Source organism: Micropruina sp. (assembly GCF_047602385.1).
Classification (GTDB): Bacteria; Actinomycetota; Actinomycetes; order Propionibacteriales; family Propionibacteriaceae; genus Micropruina.
Genome location: NZ_JASGHL010000003.1, coordinates 543,211 through 560,380 on the forward strand (window position 1 = coordinate 543,211; position 17,170 = coordinate 560,380).

The 17,170-nt window shown below is 70.5% G+C and carries 18 protein-coding genes; 10 read left to right on the top strand and 8 right to left on the bottom strand.

Annotated features, from left to right (window positions below):
* Positions 1-60 precede the first annotated feature (60 nt).
* The gene (locus QM711_RS12075) at positions 61-957 is read left to right on the top strand and encodes a hypothetical protein (protein WP_415099636.1); all 897 of its coding nucleotides are present in this window, start codon (positions 61-63) and stop codon (positions 955-957) included.
* Positions 958-1,028: 71 nt separating this feature from the next.
* Here the strand turns inward: QM711_RS12075 and QM711_RS12080 are convergent, their stop codons facing one another.
* From QM711_RS12080 to groES, 3 genes are all read right to left on the bottom strand, one after another.
* Positions 1,029-2,276: a cytochrome P450 gene (locus tag QM711_RS12080; protein ID WP_415099638.1), complete on the bottom strand. Its 1,248-nt coding sequence runs from the start codon at positions 2,274-2,276 to the stop codon at positions 1,029-1,031.
* 97 nt (positions 2,277-2,373) lie between these two features.
* Entirely contained in the window at positions 2,374-3,975 is a 1,602-nt protein-coding gene (gene groL / locus QM711_RS12085; protein WP_415099640.1) for a chaperonin GroEL, read from the bottom strand.
* 14 nt (positions 3,976-3,989) lie between these two features.
* On the bottom strand, positions 3,990-4,286 hold the full coding sequence (groES, locus tag QM711_RS12090) for a co-chaperone GroES (protein ID WP_415099642.1): 297 nt from the start codon (positions 4,284-4,286) through the stop codon (positions 3,990-3,992).
* 207 nt (positions 4,287-4,493) lie between these two features.
* Between groES and QM711_RS12095 the strand changes: the two genes are divergently transcribed.
* On the top strand, positions 4,494-5,162 hold the full coding sequence (locus tag QM711_RS12095; RefSeq protein WP_415099644.1) for a class I SAM-dependent methyltransferase: 669 nt from the start codon (positions 4,494-4,496) through the stop codon (positions 5,160-5,162).
* Between the two features lie 42 nt (positions 5,163-5,204).
* On the opposite strand, the gene QM711_RS12100 is transcribed toward QM711_RS12095, so the two are convergent.
* The 4 genes from QM711_RS12100 to QM711_RS12115 form a co-directional block, all read right to left on the bottom strand.
* A complete protein-coding gene (locus tag QM711_RS12100) occupies positions 5,205-5,615 on the bottom strand; it encodes a hypothetical protein (RefSeq protein ID WP_415099646.1) in 411 nt (136 codons plus the stop codon).
* A 115-nt stretch (positions 5,616-5,730) separates the two neighbouring features.
* Entirely contained in the window at positions 5,731-7,938 is a 2,208-nt protein-coding gene (gene treS, locus QM711_RS12105; RefSeq protein ID WP_415099648.1) for a maltose alpha-D-glucosyltransferase, read from the bottom strand.
* Positions 7,939-7,969: 31 nt separating this feature from the next.
* A complete protein-coding gene (locus QM711_RS12110) occupies positions 7,970-8,380 on the bottom strand; it encodes a thiol-disulfide oxidoreductase DCC family protein (protein ID WP_415099650.1) in 411 nt (136 codons plus the stop codon).
* A gap of 40 nt (positions 8,381-8,420) precedes the next feature.
* Positions 8,421-9,191, bottom strand: a complete 771-nt coding sequence (locus tag QM711_RS12115) for a transglutaminase-like domain-containing protein (protein WP_415099652.1) — start codon at positions 9,189-9,191, stop codon at positions 8,421-8,423.
* 163 nt (positions 9,192-9,354) lie between these two features.
* On the opposite strand from QM711_RS12115, the gene QM711_RS12120 reads away from it, so the two are divergent.
* Genes QM711_RS12120 through QM711_RS12135 form a run of 4 tightly spaced genes read left to right on the top strand, consistent with a single transcriptional unit; the run spans position 9,355 to position 12,125 of the window.
* The gene (locus QM711_RS12120; protein WP_415099654.1) at positions 9,355-9,717 is read left to right on the top strand and encodes a VOC family protein; all 363 of its coding nucleotides are present in this window, start codon (positions 9,355-9,357) and stop codon (positions 9,715-9,717) included.
* Entirely contained in the window at positions 9,714-10,100 is a 387-nt protein-coding gene (locus QM711_RS12125; protein ID WP_415099656.1) for a hypothetical protein, read from the top strand. Before QM711_RS12120 ends, QM711_RS12125 begins: the two co-directional genes overlap by 4 nt.
* Before the next feature lie 28 nt (positions 10,101-10,128).
* Complete coding sequence (locus QM711_RS12130; RefSeq protein ID WP_415099658.1) at positions 10,129-11,433, top strand: alpha-amylase family glycosyl hydrolase; 1,305 nt, start codon at positions 10,129-10,131, stop codon at positions 11,431-11,433.
* Positions 11,430-12,125, top strand: a complete 696-nt coding sequence (locus QM711_RS12135) for an MOSC domain-containing protein (RefSeq protein WP_415099659.1) — start codon at positions 11,430-11,432, stop codon at positions 12,123-12,125. The genes QM711_RS12130 and QM711_RS12135 overlap by 4 nt, the downstream gene beginning before the upstream one ends.
* 80 nt (positions 12,126-12,205) lie before the next feature.
* Here QM711_RS12135 and QM711_RS12140 read toward each other — a convergent pair whose 3' ends face one another.
* Positions 12,206-13,381, bottom strand: coding sequence for a THUMP-like domain-containing protein (locus tag QM711_RS12140; RefSeq protein WP_415099661.1), 1,176 nt, complete (start codon positions 13,379-13,381; stop codon positions 12,206-12,208).
* A gap of 118 nt (positions 13,382-13,499) precedes the next feature.
* Here QM711_RS12140 and QM711_RS12145 point away from each other — a divergent pair, with 118 nt between their 5' ends.
* The 4 genes from QM711_RS12145 (at position 13,500) to QM711_RS12160 (ending at position 17,119) form a co-directional block, all read left to right on the top strand.
* Positions 13,500-13,775, top strand: a complete 276-nt coding sequence (locus tag QM711_RS12145; protein ID WP_415099662.1) for a hypothetical protein — start codon at positions 13,500-13,502, stop codon at positions 13,773-13,775.
* Between the two features lie 26 nt (positions 13,776-13,801).
* A complete protein-coding gene (locus QM711_RS12150; protein WP_415099664.1) occupies positions 13,802-14,941 on the top strand; it encodes a glycerate kinase in 1,140 nt (379 codons plus the stop codon).
* A 198-nt stretch (positions 14,942-15,139) separates the two neighbouring features.
* Positions 15,140-16,027: a homocysteine S-methyltransferase gene (mmuM, locus tag QM711_RS12155; protein ID WP_415099666.1), complete on the top strand. Its 888-nt coding sequence runs from the start codon at positions 15,140-15,142 to the stop codon at positions 16,025-16,027.
* A gap of 306 nt (positions 16,028-16,333) precedes the next feature.
* The gene (locus QM711_RS12160; protein WP_415099668.1) at positions 16,334-17,119 is read left to right on the top strand and encodes a transposase; all 786 of its coding nucleotides are present in this window, start codon (positions 16,334-16,336) and stop codon (positions 17,117-17,119) included.
* The last annotated feature ends 51 nt before the right edge of the window (positions 17,120-17,170 follow it).

Genomic DNA, 17,170 nt, shown 5'->3' on the forward strand with positions numbered 1-17,170 from the left:
CGGATCCTTGATTGGCCCCGATGCCGGGAGTCGCGCCGAGACGGCTCTACGCTGAGCGCCATGTCCCTGGCCGCTCGCCTGCAGTCCCTGTTCACCGACGGCACGGTCGTCGTCGCCGCCCCAGGCGCGGGACCGGGCAACTGGTCCGGGGCGCCGGCGGCGATCTGGTCGGACGGCTGGTTCTGGCTGGCCTACCGGGTTCGGCGACCGCTGGACGCCGGCCGTGGTGTGACCACCGTGGTCGCCCGCTCGCGCGACGGCGTCGCCTTCGAGACGGTCACCGAACTGCACCGGGACGCCTTCGGCGCCGAGTCGTTCGAGCGGCCCGCGCTGGCCCGGCTCGATGACGGCGGCTGGCGGCTGTATCTCTCCTGCGCGACCCGGGGCTCGAAGCACTGGTGGGTGGAAGCGGTCGACGCGGCCAGCCCCGAGGAGTTGCCGTCCGGACGCCGCACCGTCGTGCTTCCCGGCAGCGATCACGTCGGAGTGAAGGACCCAGTGATCGTCCGCGACGGCGAGACCTGGCGGCTGTGGCTGTGTTGTCATCCGCTGGACGTCCCGGGTGCCGAGGACCGGATGACCACCCGGTACCTGACCAGCCCCGACGGCCTGACCTGGACCGATCACGGCGTCGCGCTCGCCCCCACCGGAGCCGGCTGGGACGCCCGCGGCACCCGGGTGACCACCGTGCTCTCCCTCGACCCCCTGCTGGTGTTGTACGACGGGCGTCCGGACGCGGCGTCCAACTGGCACGAGCGCACCGGAATCGCGCAGGCGAACGATGCCGGGCAGCTGGAGCCGGTCGGGGACGGCCCGGTAGCGAGCTCGCCGCTGTCGGACGGCGCGCTGCGTTATGCCAGTGCGGTACGGTTACCGGACGGCGGCGTCCGACTGTATGTCGAGGCGGCCCGCGCCGATGCTGCTCATGACCTGATGACCACGCTCTGGCCCGGCTGAGCAGCCCGGCTTCACCCCGGAACGCGGGAGCCGATCGCTGAGGGACGAGTGACTCCCTGGTTCGAGTCTGCTCAGGCCGCCCGGATCAGCAGCCGCCGGTAGGCCGGGATCAGGACGCCGCAGGCCGGCGTCCGCTCGATCACCCGCCAGGCACCGGCGTCCAGGAACGAGCCGAGCACCAGCCGCAGTTCGGCCTTGGCCAGGGACGAGCCGAGGCACAGGTGGCGGCCCGCGCCGAACCAGAGTTGCCGGGTCTCGGGCAGGTAACCGCGGTCCAGCGAGAAGCCACCCGCCCCGGAGTTGGCCGCGTAGACCAACGCCACCACCCGATCACCGGCCCGCAGGCGGCGTCCGTCCACATCGAAGTCGGCGCGGACGTGCCGGCCGATCATCGGGGCCGGACTGGTCACCCGCAGCCCCTCGCGGATGGCGACCTCCAGCAGCTCGGCCCGCTCGGTACCGGTCGCCGCGGCCAGCCGCCGGACCTCACCGCTGTCGGCCAGCAAGGCGGTGGTCCGCCCGATCGCACTGGAGGCGGTACCGGTGCCAGCCACCAGCAACAAGGTGGCCAGGCCGGCGGCCTCGGTCTCGGACAGGCCCAACTGACGGCAGCGGCCGAGCAGGGTCTCCGGCCCGGCGCAGCGGTAGGTCTCGGGCACGCCACTGGTCAACTCGGCGATGATCCGCCGGGCATGCGCGATCGCGTCCGGGCTCAGCCTGGTGTCGCCGGTGGTGCCGACCGCGACCTTGGTCAGCTCCTCGGCCTCGGCGAAGATCGCCCGGTAGGCGCCGTTTCCGTCGAAGTCCAGACCGGACGCGGCGGCGCGGCCGCGGAACGGCGCCGCGTCCAGCCCAAGAAGCTGGGAGATCAGCCGCCCGACCATCACCCGGCCGACATCGGCGGCGTCCACCGCCTCGCCGGAGCGGAGCCGTTCGGTCACACCGGCGAGCAGGTCCCCCGCCGCCGCGGCCACGGTGGCTTCGGCTCGCGCCTGGCTGAACAGGTCCTTCGCTCGGGTGCGCAGCCGCAGATGGCCGGGTCCGTCGAACGAGTCATGCACCCAGTCTCCCAGCAGCTGTGCCCACAGGTGTCCGACGCCGCCCTCGCCGAGCAGGGTGGTCGAGGAGTGGTCGAGCAGGATCTTCCGGATCAGCCGGGGATCGCGGACCACCCAGCCGACGCGCGGCAGCTTCGCCATCGCGGGCGCCACCTGGGCAGCGGTCATCAACGCGCCAAGTCCGGGATGCGCCGCCCAGAGCAGCCGCCGTTCGTTCCACGCGGCGGTGAGGCCGGCCCGCGTCGGCACAGCGAAAGACATGGGGTTCACCGTACGGGGACGGGGTGGCGGGAACGCAGATTCCCCCGCTACCGGCGAACCGGTGCGGGGGAATCGTGCGAATCAGCCGAAGCTGGGCTCAGTGCTTGTGCCCGTCGCCCTCGTCCTCTTCGGGCTTCTCCACCACCAGGGTCTCGGTGGTGAGCAGCAGGGCGGCGATCGATGCGGCGTTGGCCAGCGCGGAGCGGGTGACCTTGACCGGGTCGATCACGCCGGCGCTGAGCAGGTCGCCGTACTCGCCGGTGGCGGCGTTGTAGCCCTGACCGGGCTGCAACTCGGCCACCTTGGAGACGATCACGTAGCCCGGCTCGCCGCCGTTCTCAGCGATCCAGCGCAGCGGCTCGACGACGGCTTTCGCGACGATGCTGACGCCCGTCGCCTCGTCGCCGGACTTGCCCAGTCCGCCGTCCAGCACCTTGGCGGCATGGATGAGGGCGGAGCCGCCACCGGCGACGATGCCCTCCTCAATGGCCGCGCGGGTCGCCGAGACGGCGTCCTCGATGCGGTGCTTCTTCTCCTTGAGCTCCACCTCGGTGGCGGCGCCAACCTTGATCACGCAGACGCCGCCGGCGAGCTTGGCGACCCGCTCCTGCAGCTTCTCGCGGTCCCAGTCCGAATCGGTGCGGGCGATCTCGGCGTGCAGCTGAGCCACCCGTCCCGAAACCTCCTCGTGCGCACCGGCGCCGTCGACGATCGTGGTGTTGTCCTTGGTGACCACGATGCGGCGAGCCCGGCCCAGCACATCCAGCCCGACCTGGTCGAGCTTGAGGCCGACCTCGGGAGCAACCACCTTGCCGCCGGTGAGGATCGCGATGTCCTCGAGCATGGCCTTGCGGCGATCGCCGAAGGCCGGAGCCTTGACGGCCACCGAGGTGAAGGTGCCGCGGATCTTGTTCACGACCAGCGTGGACAGCGCCTCGCCGTCGACGTCCTCGGCCACCACGAACAGGGTGCCGCCGGCGCCGATGACCTTCTCCAGCAGCGGGAGCAGGTCGTTCATCGAGGAGATCTTGCCCTGGTTGATCAGGATGTAGGGATCGTCGAGGACGGCCTCCATCCGCTCCGGGTCGGTCACGAAGTACGGGGACAGGTAGCCCTTGTCGAACTGCATGCCCTCGGTGAACTCGAGCTCGGTGCCGAAGGTCTGCGACTCGTCGACGGTGATCACGCCGTCCTTGCCGACCTTGTCGAAGGCGTCGGCGATGAGCCGGCCGATCTCGGCGTCGCGCGCCGAGATGGTGGCCACGTTGGCCATGTCGTCGGTGTCGTCGACCTCGCGGGCCAGCTCACGCAGGCGATCGCTGACGGCCTCGACGGCCGCCTCGATGCCACGCTTCAGGCCGACCGGGTTGGCCCCGGACGCGACCGCGCGCAGGCCCTCGTGGACCAGCGCCTGGGCCAGCACGGTGGCGGTGGTGGTGCCGTCACCGGCCACGTCGTTGGTCTTGGTGGCGACTTCTTTGGCCAGCTGGGCGCCGAGGTTCTCGTAAGGATCGGTGAGCTCGACCTCTTTGGCGACGGTGACACCGTCGTTGGTGATGGTCGGAGCGCCCCACTTCTTGTCGAGCACCACGTAGCGGCCCTTGGGGCCGAGCGTCACCTTCACGGTGTTGGCGAGGATGTCGACACCGCGCTCCAGGGAACGCCGCGCCTCCTCGTCGAACTGAAGGATCTTGGGCATGGTCTGCGGATTCCTTACTTGGAGACGATGGCGAGGATGTCGCGGGCGTTCAGGAGCAGGTACTCCTGGCCGTCGTACTTGACCTCGGTGCCGCCGTACTTGGAGAAGATCACGACGTCACCCTCGGCGACGTCGAGCGGAACGCGGTTGCCGTTGTCGTCGATGCGGCCGGGGCCGGTCGCAACGACCTTGCCCTCCTGCGGCTTCTCCTTGGCGGTGTCGGGGATGACCAGGCCCGAGGCGGTGGTCTTCTCGGCCTCGAGCGGCTGGACGAGGATGCGGTCCTCGAGCGGCTTGATCGTGACTGCCACGTCAAAACCCTTTCTTGTGCTGGGCACGCAGCCCGTTGCTTGTCGGATTTCAGCCGGGGCGTCGTCGCGGGTGCCGCCGGCGGCCGTTCGCACTCTCGAGGTGAGAGTGCTAACTGCGAATCTATCGCGGGCTTAGCACTCGTTCAACCCGAGTGCCAACGACGTGTCCTGCCAACGCTCCGCCGCGACACCCGGCAGACTGCCTCGATGGAACCCTCGGGGACGACGAAGCCGATCGAGCGGGTACTCACCGGTCTGAACGCCTTCAACGCGGCGCATCCGTGGAACCACAATGAGCGGCTGCACCCCTGGCTCCTCCGCAACCTCCCCGAGCGGCGCGAGCGTGCACTCGACATCGGCTGCGGACGGGGCAAGCTGCTGGCCGAACTGGCCGTCCGGTTCACCGCGGCTCACGGCACGGACGTGGACGCCGCTATGCGCGAGGCGGCTCGGCAACGCTGTGCTCGGCTGCCGAACGTCGTCGTCGACGGTGCCCAGCTCGCCGACCTGGACGGCCACTACGACCTGATCACCATGGTCGCCGTGCTGCACCACCTCGACGCCCCGGACGCCCTGCGTCAGGTGGCGCGGCTATTGGCACCGGGCGGTCGTCTGCTGGTTGTAGGCCTTGCACCCCCAACGACGCCGGTCGATCTGGCGTGGGAGATGTCCTCGCTGCTGCTCAACCCGGTGGTGGGATTCATCAAGCACCCACGGCGCGCCGCCGGCGTCGGTCCGCGTCCTCCAGTTCCGGTGCGGGACGCCACGGCGAGTCTCGGGGAACTGAAGCGGATCGCCCACGACCTGCTGCCGGGTGCGGCATTCCGGCGCCGGCTGTTCTTCCGGCACACGATCCGTTGGACGAAGCCGGGCTGAGGGCCCGTGATCGTCCATGGCGGTCAGGCTACCGCCACCGGGTCAGGCTGCTGCCCCGGCCGTCCCCGCCGACTCGGCCAGCCCGCGCTCGAGGGCCGCAGCCGCCGCGATCAGCGCCCGACGTCCCTCGGCGCCGGGTCGCGTGGTCGCGGACGCCACCAGGCCAGCCATCGCCTCGCGGGCCCAGCCAGCCGGACGGCCGCGCAGGTGGCCGGCCAGCAACAGGCTCACCCGCAGCGCGCTTCCCGGGCGCACCCGGAACACCATGGGTCGGGTCACCGCGACCCGCAGGTGGGCGCGGGCGGCCCGCAGGTCGGCGTCCGGCTGCTCGGCGGCAGCGTGGCCGGCCACCAGCAGGAAGGCCTCCGCCACCTCGGACGGCAGGGCGGCAGCGATCTCGACGACGGCCGGATCGGCCAGGTACGCACACGTCACGGAATTCTGGTCAGTCACACTAGAAGTGTAGGGCCGGATCCAGGTCGCGCCCCTCCCCGACCGCTCGCCGAACTATTGAGGACTCGCCGAGTTCGGCGAGCCCTCAATAGTTCGGCGAGGGGTTCAGAGTGGCTCAGTCCTCCTTGACCAGGGTGGCCACCCCGCCGAACGGCGGCAGGGTGACGGTGAAGCCGCCCAGGCCGTCCACGTCGGCGATCTTGCGCCGGGTGCTCAGGTCGAACACCCGTCCGGCCGGGATCTGGTCGGACTGGACGCGTCCCTCGATCGGCTCGGGGCCGAAGTTGAGCACGGTGATCTGCGCCGCTCCGATGTAGAGCCGGTTGACCAGGATCAGCATCTCTTTGTGCGGCACGTCGGGGACATCGCGCAGCGTCCCGGTGGACAGGCCGTGCTGCTTGCGGACCTCCAGGATCGACGCCAGCCGGGACGCGAACGAACCCGGATCCTGCAGCTGCTGCGGCAGCGGCCCGTAGAGCGCCCGGGCCGGCGGCATGCCGGAGGTCGCGCCGTCGCGAGCCAGGCCCATCAGGTCGTAGGCACCGCGTTCGATCCACCGGGTGTCGCCCGTCGAGATAAGTCCCGACACCGCGTCCCGCGGCAACGGCAGCGCGCCGACCAGATCCCAGCCGGAGAGCGCGAAGACGCCGGGCTGCCAGGCGTTGTACATGCACAGCAGCAGGTGGGCGTCCTTGATCTGCTCGACCTGTTCGGCGGTGATGGCGTCCAGGTCGGTGATGCCGAGGCTGGCGGTGATCACCGACGCGGTGGTCGAGGCGATCCCGTTCTGGGTGAACAACGCGTTGTACGGCGCGGCCGCGCCGGTGATCCGCTGCCGGAGCGTCTCGCGGATGTGCTCGGCCAGGTCGGCGCCGGTGTAGTCGACGCCGCCGAGCGTGTAGTGGTCGGCGGCATGGCGGCCGGCGAAGTGCACCAGCTCATAGGTGAGCTCGTCGTGGTTCTGCAGGGCGTGCACCAGGGAGGCCTGGTCGATCCCGGCAGCGATCGCCTCGCGCAGGGTGATCCGGAGGAACTCGGTGTCCCCGGTCGCCAGCGCGACGTGGTAGGCGGGCCGGGTGACGAAGTCGTAGGACAGATCGGGACCGGCCTGGGCGGTTTCGGCGATGTCGTCGATGCCGAGGTTCAGCTCCTGGAAGGTGAACCCGCCGACCTTGCGGACCATCGAACCGATCAGCTGGTTAGCCGCCTGCGACAAGGGGTGACCCTCGGACCAGGCTGGACCGCCGGCGTTCTTCTCCACCCCGAGGAAGCCGTTGGCGTCCAGCCGCAGGCCGCCGGAACCCAGATCGAGCAGCGAGTGCAGCGCGTCGCCCATCACCAGCCGCATCCCGGCGAAGGTGGGGTCCAGCCAGTTGATCGACGGCTGGCCGTCCTTGAAGTAGTGCAGGTAGACCCAGCGTCGCACCACACCGGTGTGGTCGTGGATGGGTGGGGTGGCCGACCAGTTGGTCTCTTTCAGGCCGGGTTCGTAGAAGATCACCCGCTGCAGTTCGCCGATGATGTAGCCGGCCTCGGCGAGCGCGCGCTCGTGGGACGGGGAGAGGTTGACCGAGTCCTTGCCGGGCGGGACGTCGGGCAGCAGATGCCAGGCGTCCGCGGGGATGTCCACCATGTGGTAGATGCCCGGGTAGTCGCGGTAATTCAGCTCCGCCAGCCGGAAGTCGGCCCCCTTGCCGGTGTGACCGGGGACGATGTCGTCGATCACCGTGCCGCCGTGCCGGGTCGCCACCTCGCACATCGCCCGGAACTCGTCCTCGGTGCCGAACAGCGGGTCGATCGCCATGCTGATCCGGTCGAAGTGGCCGTCCACGCTCGGGGTGAGTTTCCAGCCCGAAATCCCGCCGGCCAGCTTTACCGGGCCGGTGTGGACGCCTTCGATGCCGATCTGCTGGAACATCCGCCACAGCTCTTCGTCGCCGATCGTGCCCAGGAACGACTGGCCGGGGGCGGTCACCAGCGAGAGCGGATAGGCGGTGAACCAGACCGAGGTCTTGTCGACCGCGGCCCGGGGGTCGGGGTCTGCGTAGGGGTTGCTCCACATCGTGTGCAGGCCGGCCAACTGGCGGGCCATGGTGATCGAATCGCCCAGCATCGACTGATTGACCAGCCATTCCACGTAGGCCCTGTTCCGGCCGTCCGGCTCGAACGGCGGCGGCCCCATCGCCTTCAACATGTCCTTGCGGCGGCGGGCCGCCGGCCGCAGCTTGGCCGGACGCGCCGGGTAGCGCTGGGCGTCGAAGGTCGGCTCGGACAGCACCTCGTCGTGGTCGGCGTGGACGGCTTCCTCAGGCTCGGCGGTCATGGCGCCAATCTAGTGGTGTCGGCGCCGGAGATCACCGGTGATCGCGGCGGGGCGCCGGCCGCTCGCGGTCGATCCGGCAGGCCTGGGACCCTCCGGGCAGCCGGTGCCGATGCCGGGCGAGGAGCGCGTAGACCGCCGCGGCCGGCCAGCAGACCGGCGGATGCAGCAGCAGCCACCCGGCCAGGCGCCAAGGAAACGAGCCGGTGGTCAGCGCGCCTGCGATGGCCCGGTGGCCGTAGCTCACCCGGTACCCGGGAGCAGCACGCTCCACCAGCGGAATCTCCCGCGCCGCCCGGTCCGGATCGACCCCTAGCGCGGCCAGGTCGGCGTCCTGCAGCGGCTCGACGGCCACCGCCAGCCGGCGTCGCCTCAGCCAGTACGCGCTGGCCGTGCAGAAGCCGCAGTCGGCGTCATAGAGCAACACCGCGGTTGGCTGGCTCACGGGCATCTGGTCACCGCCGGGCGGCTCGATCCGGGCCGGTTCAGCGCAGCGCGGTGAGCAGGGTGAGGTCGTCGCCGGGCAGGTCATCGACGGTGGCGCCGACCTCGATCCCGGTCAGCGACAACGACCCGGACAGCGTGGTCAGGAAGGCGGTGTCGGCGGCGTCGCGGCCGGTCGCGATCCGCAGCAGGCTGGGACGCGGCGCCAGCGCGGTTGCGTCCACCACCCACCACTCGCCGTCCACATAGGCCTCGGCGACGGCATGGAAGTCCATCGGATCGAGGCCGGGCGCGTAGACGGCGGCCAACCGGGCAGGCACGTTCAGGCCGCGCAGCAGCGCGATCACCAGGTGGGCATAGTCGCGGCACACGCCCTGCCTGGACAGGTAGGTGTCCACCGCGCCGTCGATCGGCTTGGACGAGCCGGGCACGTAGCTCAGGTGAGCCCCGACCCAGCTGGAGACCGCGTCCAGCAGCGCCTTTCCGGCCAGCCCACCGAACTCGGCCTGGGCCACCGGCATCAGCTTGTCCGAGTCGCAGTAGCGGCTGGGCCGGGCGTACTCGATCCGGTCCAGCGCACCCGGCACCTCGACCGGCGCGATGCCGTCCACACTCGCCGCATAGTCCACGACCAGCTCGCCCGAGGGGACCCCGCTGACCAGATGGAGCCGTCCGCCATGCGGGGCGGCGACCTCCTCGGTGACCAGTTCGACACCGTCCAGGGTGATGGACAGCTGCTCGGTGCGCGCCGGGCCGTCGGCGACCGCGATGGACAGCAGCAACTCGGCTGGTCCCGCAACTAGCCCGGTCACGTGTGCTGATACTCGACGTTGCATGGCTCCATGCTGACAGCGGATGACTCCCCGGCCGGACCGCATCCACCTAACGACCACCCCGGGGCCAGCGCAACGGGAGCACTCCGATCGTCGACCCGCGGTCCCGCCTACAGTAGGAGCGACCAACGGAGGTGTGGGGATGAAGCTCATCCAGGTGGCCCAGCATGCCAGCGACCTCGATCGCGCCGCCGAGTTCTACGCGTCGCTTCTAGGCCGCCCGCCCGCGGCGCGGTTCGATCCGCCGGGGCTGCTGTTCTTCGATCTGGACGGAGCCCGGCTGCTGCTCGATGCCAACGCTCCCTCGGCGTTGCTCTACCTGCGGGTGGACGATGTCGCCGCCGAGGTGGCCCGGCTGGAGGCGGCGGGTTTCGAGGTCGTGTCGGCACCGCATCAGATCTTCAGCCACACCGACGACGCCCTCGGCCCGGCCGGCACCGCCGAGTGGCAGGCGTTCGTCCGGGACAGCGAGGGGAACCTGGTCGGCCTGGTGGAGTGGCGATGACCGCGCTGTTCCGCACCTTGATTCCCAAGGTGTTCTACGCCGACCTGGCGATCGGCCGTGACCTGTTCGTCGACGGGCTCGGCTTCGAGGTGCTGCACGACGACGGCGACTTCGTCGTCGTGGCGCGCGACGGCTGCAAGCTCTACCTGGTGCAGGACGCCGTGTTCGCCGCCAAGGACCGCCCGGAGCTGGCCATCGAGACCGAGGACATCGACACCGTCTACGCGGACATCTCGACCCGGCGTCCGGACCTGCTGCATCCCACCTACCCCACCGGCGGCGGGATCGTCCGCCGGGAGTACGGCGCCCGCGAGTTCGCCGTCCTGGACGCGACCACCGTCGGGGTGGTCTTCCGGGACTGGACGCCGGAGGCGGATCGATAGACTCGGGCCGGCGAGACCGAGGAGACCGATGGACTGGACGGCACACGTCATCTGGTGGCACTGCTACCCACTGGGCTTCGTCAACGCTGAGGACACCGCCGTCCACCAGGTGCGGCACCGGCTCGGGCAGCTGACCAACTGGCTGGACTACCTGATCGACCTGGGCTGCAACGGCATGCTGCTGAACCCGATCTTCGCCTCCGCGACCCACGGGTACGACACCCTCGACCACTACGCCATCGATGCCCGGCTGGGCGACGACGGCGACTTCGGTGAACTGATGTGGAAGGCGAAGGAGCGCGGCATCCGCGTCCTGCTGGACGGCGTGTTCAACCACTTGGGCCGCGAGCACCCGGTGGTGCAGCGGGCGCTGGCCGCCGGCCCGGGCACCCCGGACGGCGACTGGCTGCGCTGGGTGGACGGCCACCCCCGGGTCTTCGAGGGTCACGAGCCGCTGGTCGAACTCGATTTCGGCAACCCGGCCGTCCAGGACTTCGTCGTCGACATCATGTGCCACTGGCTGGACCGCGGCATCGACGGGTGGCGGCTGGACGCCGCCTACGCGCCGGGCGCGGCGGCGTGGCGTCCGATCGTCGAGCGGGTGAAGGCCGCCCACCCGGACTGCTGGCTGCTGGGCGAGGTGATCCACGGCGACAAGGACGAGTTCGTCGCCGAATCGGGGCTCGATTCGGTGACCCAGTACGAGTTGTGGCACGCGATCTGGCAGTCGATGAACCAGGGCAACCTGTGGAACCTGGACTGGGGGCTGCAGCGGCACCGCCGGTTCTGCGCCCGGTTCCGCCCGCAGATCTTCATCTCCAACCACGATGTGACCCGGATCTCGTCCAAACTGGACGACCGCCGGCACGTGGCCCATGCCGCCGTGCTGCTCACCATGCTGCCCGGGGTGCCGTCCATCTACGCCGGCGACGAACATCGCTTCGAGGGTGTCAAACTCGACCAGGCGGGCGGCGACGATGCCGTCCGGCCACCGTTCCCGGCGACCCCCGACGGATTGTTGCCGTTCGGCGCCGACACCTTCGAGTTGTACCGGACGCTGATCGGCCTGCGCCGTCAGCATGCCTGGGTGGTGGACGCGGTGGTGACCACCCGCGATCTCACCAACGAGTCGGTGGTGGTCGTGGTCGCCGGACCGGACGAGGTGATCGAGCTGGGGCTGAACATCTCCGACGGTGTCGGGCCGATGCCCGAGGGCGCGTTGCTGCTCGCCAGTGAGGGCTGCGCCGAGACGGTGCCCCCGCACGGCTGGGCGATCGCCGTCCGGCCCCGGAACGACGACGATGCCGAGTATCTGGTCCGGACGCCGCGATGAGTGCCGCGCTGCTCTCGGTGAACCTCGGACACGCCGCGGCGGATCGCGGCAAGCCGGCCAACCGGACGGGCATCGACAAACGTCCGGTGCTCTCGGCAGCGGTGGCGGCGCCGGGCCCACGCGAGGTCACCCGGAGGCTTTCTCCGGAGTCGCGGGGCGGACTCGCCGGTGATTTCATCGGCAGTGGCCGGCACCATGGCGGTGACCGCCAAGCGGTGTACGCCTGCGCCCGGGAGGACCTGGACGCTCTCGGCGAGCTGGTCGGACGGCGGTTCCCGGACGGCAGCTTCGGTGAGAACCTGACCACCGTCGGCCTGGACGTCACCGGAGCCCTGATCGGCGAGCGGTGGCGGATCGGTACCGGCCCGGACGCCGTCGAGGTGCAGGTCACCTGCCCGCGGATTCCGTGCAACACCTTCCGGACGTGGATCGACGAGCGCGGCTGGCTCAAGACCTTCACCCGGGCGGCCCGGCCGGGTGCCTACTTGTCGGTACTGCGTCCAGGGGTGCTGCGCCGCGGCGACCCGGTCGAGGTGATCTTCCGCCCCGAGCACGAGGTGACCATCGGCGTCCTGTTCCGCTCGCAGACTCTGGAACGCGAGCTGGCCCCGCTGGTCCTCACCGCGATCGACTACCTGGACCCCGAGTCGATCGACTACGCCCGCCGCGGCAAGGTGTTCAGCATCGGCTGACACCGGCCGTCCCGCCGCCGTGTTCGCCCCTACCTTCCCGGTCAGCGCTCGCTTAGCCATTTGCCGCTCGCGCTCCCCAACTATTCCCCGGCGAGCGGTGGGAGGCGGCGGACGACGAGGGCGCGGACGCCGTCCACGGTGGGGCTGAGCAGCAGGGTTGCGCTGGCCCGTCCGGACGGCTTGAGCCGACGCCGCAGCACCGCGGGGTCGACGTCCACGCCGCGCTTCTTGATCTCCAAGGTCCCGATGCCCTCACGACGGACCCAGGCACGCAGCGTCTTCTCGCCGGCGTCCAGCACGTCGAGCACCTCGAAGGCGGTGGCGAACGGGGTCGGACGGTAGTCGACGGCGATCAGGTAGGCGAGCCCGGGTTGCAGCCGGACGGCATCGAGGGTGGCAGCGAGACCGTCGACCAGGCCGGCCCGGATCACCGCCGGATCGGGCTCGTACAGCACCGCTCCCGCCTCCGGACGAGCGAACCCGGCCGGCGCGGCCGGCTTGCCGGCGTCCGCCAGCACCTGCCCCGCGGGCAACAGCACCGCGCTGCGTCCCGGCGTCCAGTCCCCCGACCAGAGCGACAGTTCCACCAGATCGCCACCGTCGCTGACCCAGGTGGCGGCCACGCCGTCCGGGATCAGCGCGTGCGGCAGGCCCGGCCCGAGCTTGACGCAGGCGATCCGCTCGGCGAGCAGCGATTCCACGAACGACCAGGGCGGGCTGAGGTCCTCGACCCGCCAGCTGCGCGCCGAGGACGTCCGCCGGGCCGGGTCGCAGAACACCGCGGTCGCCGGGTCCGGCGGCGGCAGCAACTCGACGGCATCGCCGACCTCGACCTCGATGCCGAGATTGGCACCAGCCAGGATCGCGGTCACCTCGTCAGCCTCGACGGCGGCCACCGCCAGGCCCGCGTCCAGGCAGGCCAGCGCGTCCGCACCCAGCCCACAGCCGAGGTCGACCACCGCACGGACCCCGGACGACCGCAGCCGGGCGGCTCGCCAGGCCGCCACTCGTGGCCGGGTGGCCTGCTCCAGGCCGTCGGCGGTGAAGAACATCCGCTCCGCCCGGTCACCGAACTTCGCCCGGGCGCGGCGCCGCAGCGCGAGCTGGGCGCTCACCACGGACGCCCGCTCGGGCGGCAGCCGCCGGCGCAGTCGTTCCGCGGCTGCCAGCGAGCCGGGGTCGGGCTCGGTGGCCGCGGCGGCGAGTTCCGTCGCTGCCGCCGGACCGACCAGCCAGCGGGCAGTTGCGGCGTCCATACCCGCGGTTCTACCGGATCGCCCCGGCGGCGTCGAGCGGGGTCGTCACGATGATGTGAATCTGGGCACGGAACTCGGTGCCCAGATTCACATCATATTTCGGGCATAGGATTCCGTCATGAAGCTCCTGGCCCGCGTCCTGCTGATTGCCGCCGGCGTCGCCCTGGTCGGCGCGATCGGTGTGCTGTCCTACGGCGGCCTGGAGGTCTGGAAGCAGTTCATCGCCTTGTCGGCCAACCGCAGCATGGCCTTCACCAATCCGGTCGGGCTGATGATCGGCGGCGCCGCGCTGGCGCTGCTCGCCGGACTGCTCGGCGGCTACGCCCTCGGTCAGCCGCGGAAGCCCAAGGAGATCGCGCCGCCGGCCCGTCCGGCCGAACCCGAGTTGCGCTGACCGGCGGGACGCCTGACGTGCGGGTGGTGATCGCGCCGGACAAATTCCGCGGCACCCTGGAAGCCGCCGATGTGGCCGAGGCAGTGGCGTCCGGACTGCGTGCGGTCCGCGCCGATCTCGACATTCGCTGCTGTCCGGTTGCGGACGGCGGCGAGGGAACCCTGGCCGCGGCCCTGGCCAACGGCTGGCAGCCTCGCGTCGAGCCGGTGACGGGTCCGCTCGGAGAAGCGCGGACGGCATCGTTCGGTCTCGGCACGCTCGCCGACGAGCCGGCTGCCCTGGTGGAACTTGCGCTGGCAAGCGGACTTGCCCTGATCCCGGCTGACTCGTCCGGGGCCCGGCGCACCGATCCGCTGGCGGCCGGCAGCCGCGGCACCGGTGAACTCATTCGGGCGGCGCTGGACGCCGGCAGCAGCACGGTCGTGCTCGGCATCGGTGGCAGCGCCTGCACCGACGGGGGTGCCGGCCTGCTCAGCGCGCTCGGCGCTCGGTTCCTGGACGCCGGCGGCACGCCGATCCCGCCCGGCGGTGGCGGGTTGGCGTCTCTGGCCCGGGTCGACCTGAGCGGTCTCGACCCGAGGATCGCCCAGACTCGCTTCGTGGTCGCCTGCGATGTCGACAACCCGCTGAACGGACCCCGTGGTGCAGCGGCGGTGTTCGGACCGCAGAAGGGCGCGCGTCCCGGCGACGTGGCCGCGTTGGACGCCAACCTGGCCCGGCTGGTCGACGTGCTGGCGCAGGATCTCGGCGAGCCCGCCCGGACCGGAGCCGTCCGAGCCGGGGCGGGTGCTGCCGGTGGGGTCGGGTATGCCGCGATGACCGTGCTCGGCGCCGAGCCGCGTCCCGGCGTCGACGTGGTGCTCGGCCTGGTCGGCCTGGAGGCCCAGTTGGACGGTGCGGATCTGGTGATCACCGGCGAGGGCAGCCTGGACGAGCAGAGTCTGGGTGGCAAGACCCCGCTCGGTGTCGGACGGCTCGCCGCTAGGCACGGCGTCCCGGTGATCGCGGTGAGCGGGCGCTGCACCCTGACCGCGGAACAGCTCGGGGCTGCCGGCTTCGCCGCCGGCTACGCGCTTGCCGACGTCGACCCCGTCCGGTGCTTCACCGACCCCGCCACCATGCTGACCGAGGTGGGCGCCGAGATCGGCCGCCGGCTCGCGCGCTGACTTCCTCGGCCAGGGGAGCAGGCGGTCCGCGGTCACCTACACGAAATGTCTGCACTCAACCGATGGGTCACGGCGCGCTGCGCCGCGAGGCTCGCGTTGAGTGCAGACATTTCGTGCTCTGGGCTCACCGATCTCACTAACGGCAGCCGGAGGTGGCCCAGGGATCGCAGTGCCCGAGCTGCCCGCTACGGTGATGCCATGGTTTCGTTCGCCTCGGCGCTGGCCGATCGCGCCGTCGTCCTCGACGGCGGGCTGGCCACCCGGCTGGAGGCGCGCGGGCATGATCTGAGTGACACGCTCTGGTCGGCCCGGCTGCTGCTGACCGACCCTGCCGAGATCCGCGCCGCCCATGAGGACTTCTTCGCCGCCGGGGCCGAGGTGGCCACCACAGCGTCCTATCAGGTCAGCGAATCGGGATTCGAAGCCGCCGGCCACACCGCCGCCGATGCCCGCGAAGCGTTGCGTCGAAGTGTCCGGCTGGCGGTTGAGGCGGCCGAGGCGTTCGGTGGGCCGCGCTGGGTGGTGGCGTCCGTCGGACCCTACGGCGCCACCCTGGCCGACGGCTCCGAATATCGCGGCGACTACGGGTTGAGCGTCGCCGAGCTGCGCGCCTGGCACCGCCCCAGGCTCGAGATCCTGGCCGAGGCCGGTGCCGACCTGCTCGCGGTGGAGACGGTCCCCTCGCTGGCCGAGACCGAGGCGCTGGCCGCCGAACTCACGTTGCTGGGCGTCCCGGCCTGGATCAGCCTGACCACCGTCGGTGACCGAACCCGGCTGGACGAGCCGGCGTCCGAAGCCTTCGCAATCGCCGCCGAAGTACCGAACGTTGTGGCCCTCGGCGCCAACTGCTGCGAGCCGGACGATGCCGCCGCCGTGGTGAGCGCGGTCGGCGGACGTCGTCCGGTGGTGTTCTACCCGAACAGCGGCGAGGCCTGGGACGCCAAGGCCCGCAGCTGGACGGGCAGCGCCGCCGTCACCGGCAGCGCCCGAGCCTGGCTGGCGGCCGGCGTCCGCGCCCTCGGCGGCTGCTGCCGGGTCACGCCCGAGCAGATCGCCGCGATCTCGGCCGAAGTGACCGCCTCCTGACCCGTCTCGGACGTCGCCGTCACTAGACCGCAGCACCGCGCTCACGGTTCTCCCGGTCACCAGGGACGGTTCTCCCGGTCACCAGGGACGGTTCTCTTGGTCACCAGGGACGGTTCCTTTGGTCACCGGGGACGGTTCTCCCGGTCACCAGGGACGGTTCTCCCGGTCACCGAGGCTCCTTCCGTTGGCTGCAACCCCACTCGAGCTCCTGCTTCTCGATGGAGTTATCCACAATTTGCTGCCGCGGCCCCTTGACGAGGTCGTCCCGTGCCTAGGCTCCTACCTCCACTGACTACTGGAGGAGCCATGCCCCGTCACTCTCGACAACTCGCTGACTCGGCCGTCTACCACGTGATGGCTAGGGGCGTGAACCGCGACGCCATCTTCTTGGACAACGAGGACTACGAGCGCTACCTCTATGCGCTCCAACTCACCAAGGATGTCTCGAACTGCGCAGTGCTGGCGTACTGCCTGATGCCGAACCACGTTCATTTGGTGATTCGAGCCGTCGATGAACCGCTCGCGCTAGTCATGAAGCGCCTCGGTGTCAGGTATGCCGGCTGGTTCAACCGCAAGTACGGACGTGTGGGTCACCTGTTCCAGGATCGCTTCCGGAGCCGTCCGGTTGAGAGCGATGAGTACCTGTTCGCACTGGTTCGCTACGTATGGGACAACCCTGTGCAGGCAGGTCTTTCCGGCCGTCCGGAGGACTACCGATGGAGCAGCAGACGATTGCTCGAACGGAAGTCGAGCTTGGTCGATGACGCTGCGCTCAAGAGCCTCATGATGGACGGCGGTCTCACTGAGATCGCCGCCGGCCACCTACGCGCTTCGGCCGAGATTGACTTGCTCCACACCCGCCCGCCTCGTCATACACCCGATGAGGTTGTCGAGCTACTCCAGCGGTCGTGCGGCACAGCTAATCCGGACGGCTTCCGCCACCTTCCCCTACCCACCCGGCGACGGGTGATCCGCGAGCTCCGGATGCGAGGCGTCCGCTACGCCCAGATCGCGTCCGCGACCGGGATGAGCAAATCCGGAGTGCTGAAGCTGCACGCTACCGAAGGGCCGCCGGCGGGTACGTTCGGCTGACTTGGGCGGTCCTAGGTGACCAAAAGAACCGTCCCCAGTGACCAACAGAAC

Bases quoted from the DNA above. Each gene is read 5' to 3' on its own strand.
- QM711_RS12135 (WP_415099659.1), top strand. From the start codon at position 11,430: ATGAGTGCCGCGCTGCTCTCGGTGAACCTCGGACACGCCGCGGCGGAT.
- groL (WP_415099640.1), bottom strand. From the start codon at position 3,975: ATGCCCAAGATCCTTCAGTTCGACGAGGAGGCGCGGCGTTCCCTGGAG.
- QM711_RS12120 (WP_415099654.1), top strand. From the start codon at position 9,355: ATGAAGCTCATCCAGGTGGCCCAGCATGCCAGCGACCTCGATCGCGCC.
- treS (WP_415099648.1), bottom strand. From the start codon at position 7,938: ATGACCGCCGAGCCTGAGGAAGCCGTCCACGCCGACCACGACGAGGTG.
- QM711_RS12130 (WP_415099658.1), top strand. From the start codon at position 10,129: ATGGACTGGACGGCACACGTCATCTGGTGGCACTGCTACCCACTGGGC.
- QM711_RS12095 (WP_415099644.1), top strand. From the start codon at position 4,494: ATGGAACCCTCGGGGACGACGAAGCCGATCGAGCGGGTACTCACCGGT.
- QM711_RS12080 (WP_415099638.1), bottom strand. From the start codon at position 2,276: ATGTCTTTCGCTGTGCCGACGCGGGCCGGCCTCACCGCCGCGTGGAAC.
- QM711_RS12160 (WP_415099668.1), top strand. From the start codon at position 16,334: ATGCCCCGTCACTCTCGACAACTCGCTGACTCGGCCGTCTACCACGTG.
- QM711_RS12075 (WP_415099636.1), top strand. From the start codon at position 61: ATGTCCCTGGCCGCTCGCCTGCAGTCCCTGTTCACCGACGGCACGGTC.
- mmuM (WP_415099666.1), top strand. From the start codon at position 15,140: ATGGTTTCGTTCGCCTCGGCGCTGGCCGATCGCGCCGTCGTCCTCGAC.
- QM711_RS12125 (WP_415099656.1), top strand. From the start codon at position 9,714: ATGACCGCGCTGTTCCGCACCTTGATTCCCAAGGTGTTCTACGCCGAC.
- QM711_RS12140 (WP_415099661.1), bottom strand. From the start codon at position 13,381: ATGGACGCCGCAACTGCCCGCTGGCTGGTCGGTCCGGCGGCAGCGACG.
- QM711_RS12145 (WP_415099662.1), top strand. From the start codon at position 13,500: ATGAAGCTCCTGGCCCGCGTCCTGCTGATTGCCGCCGGCGTCGCCCTG.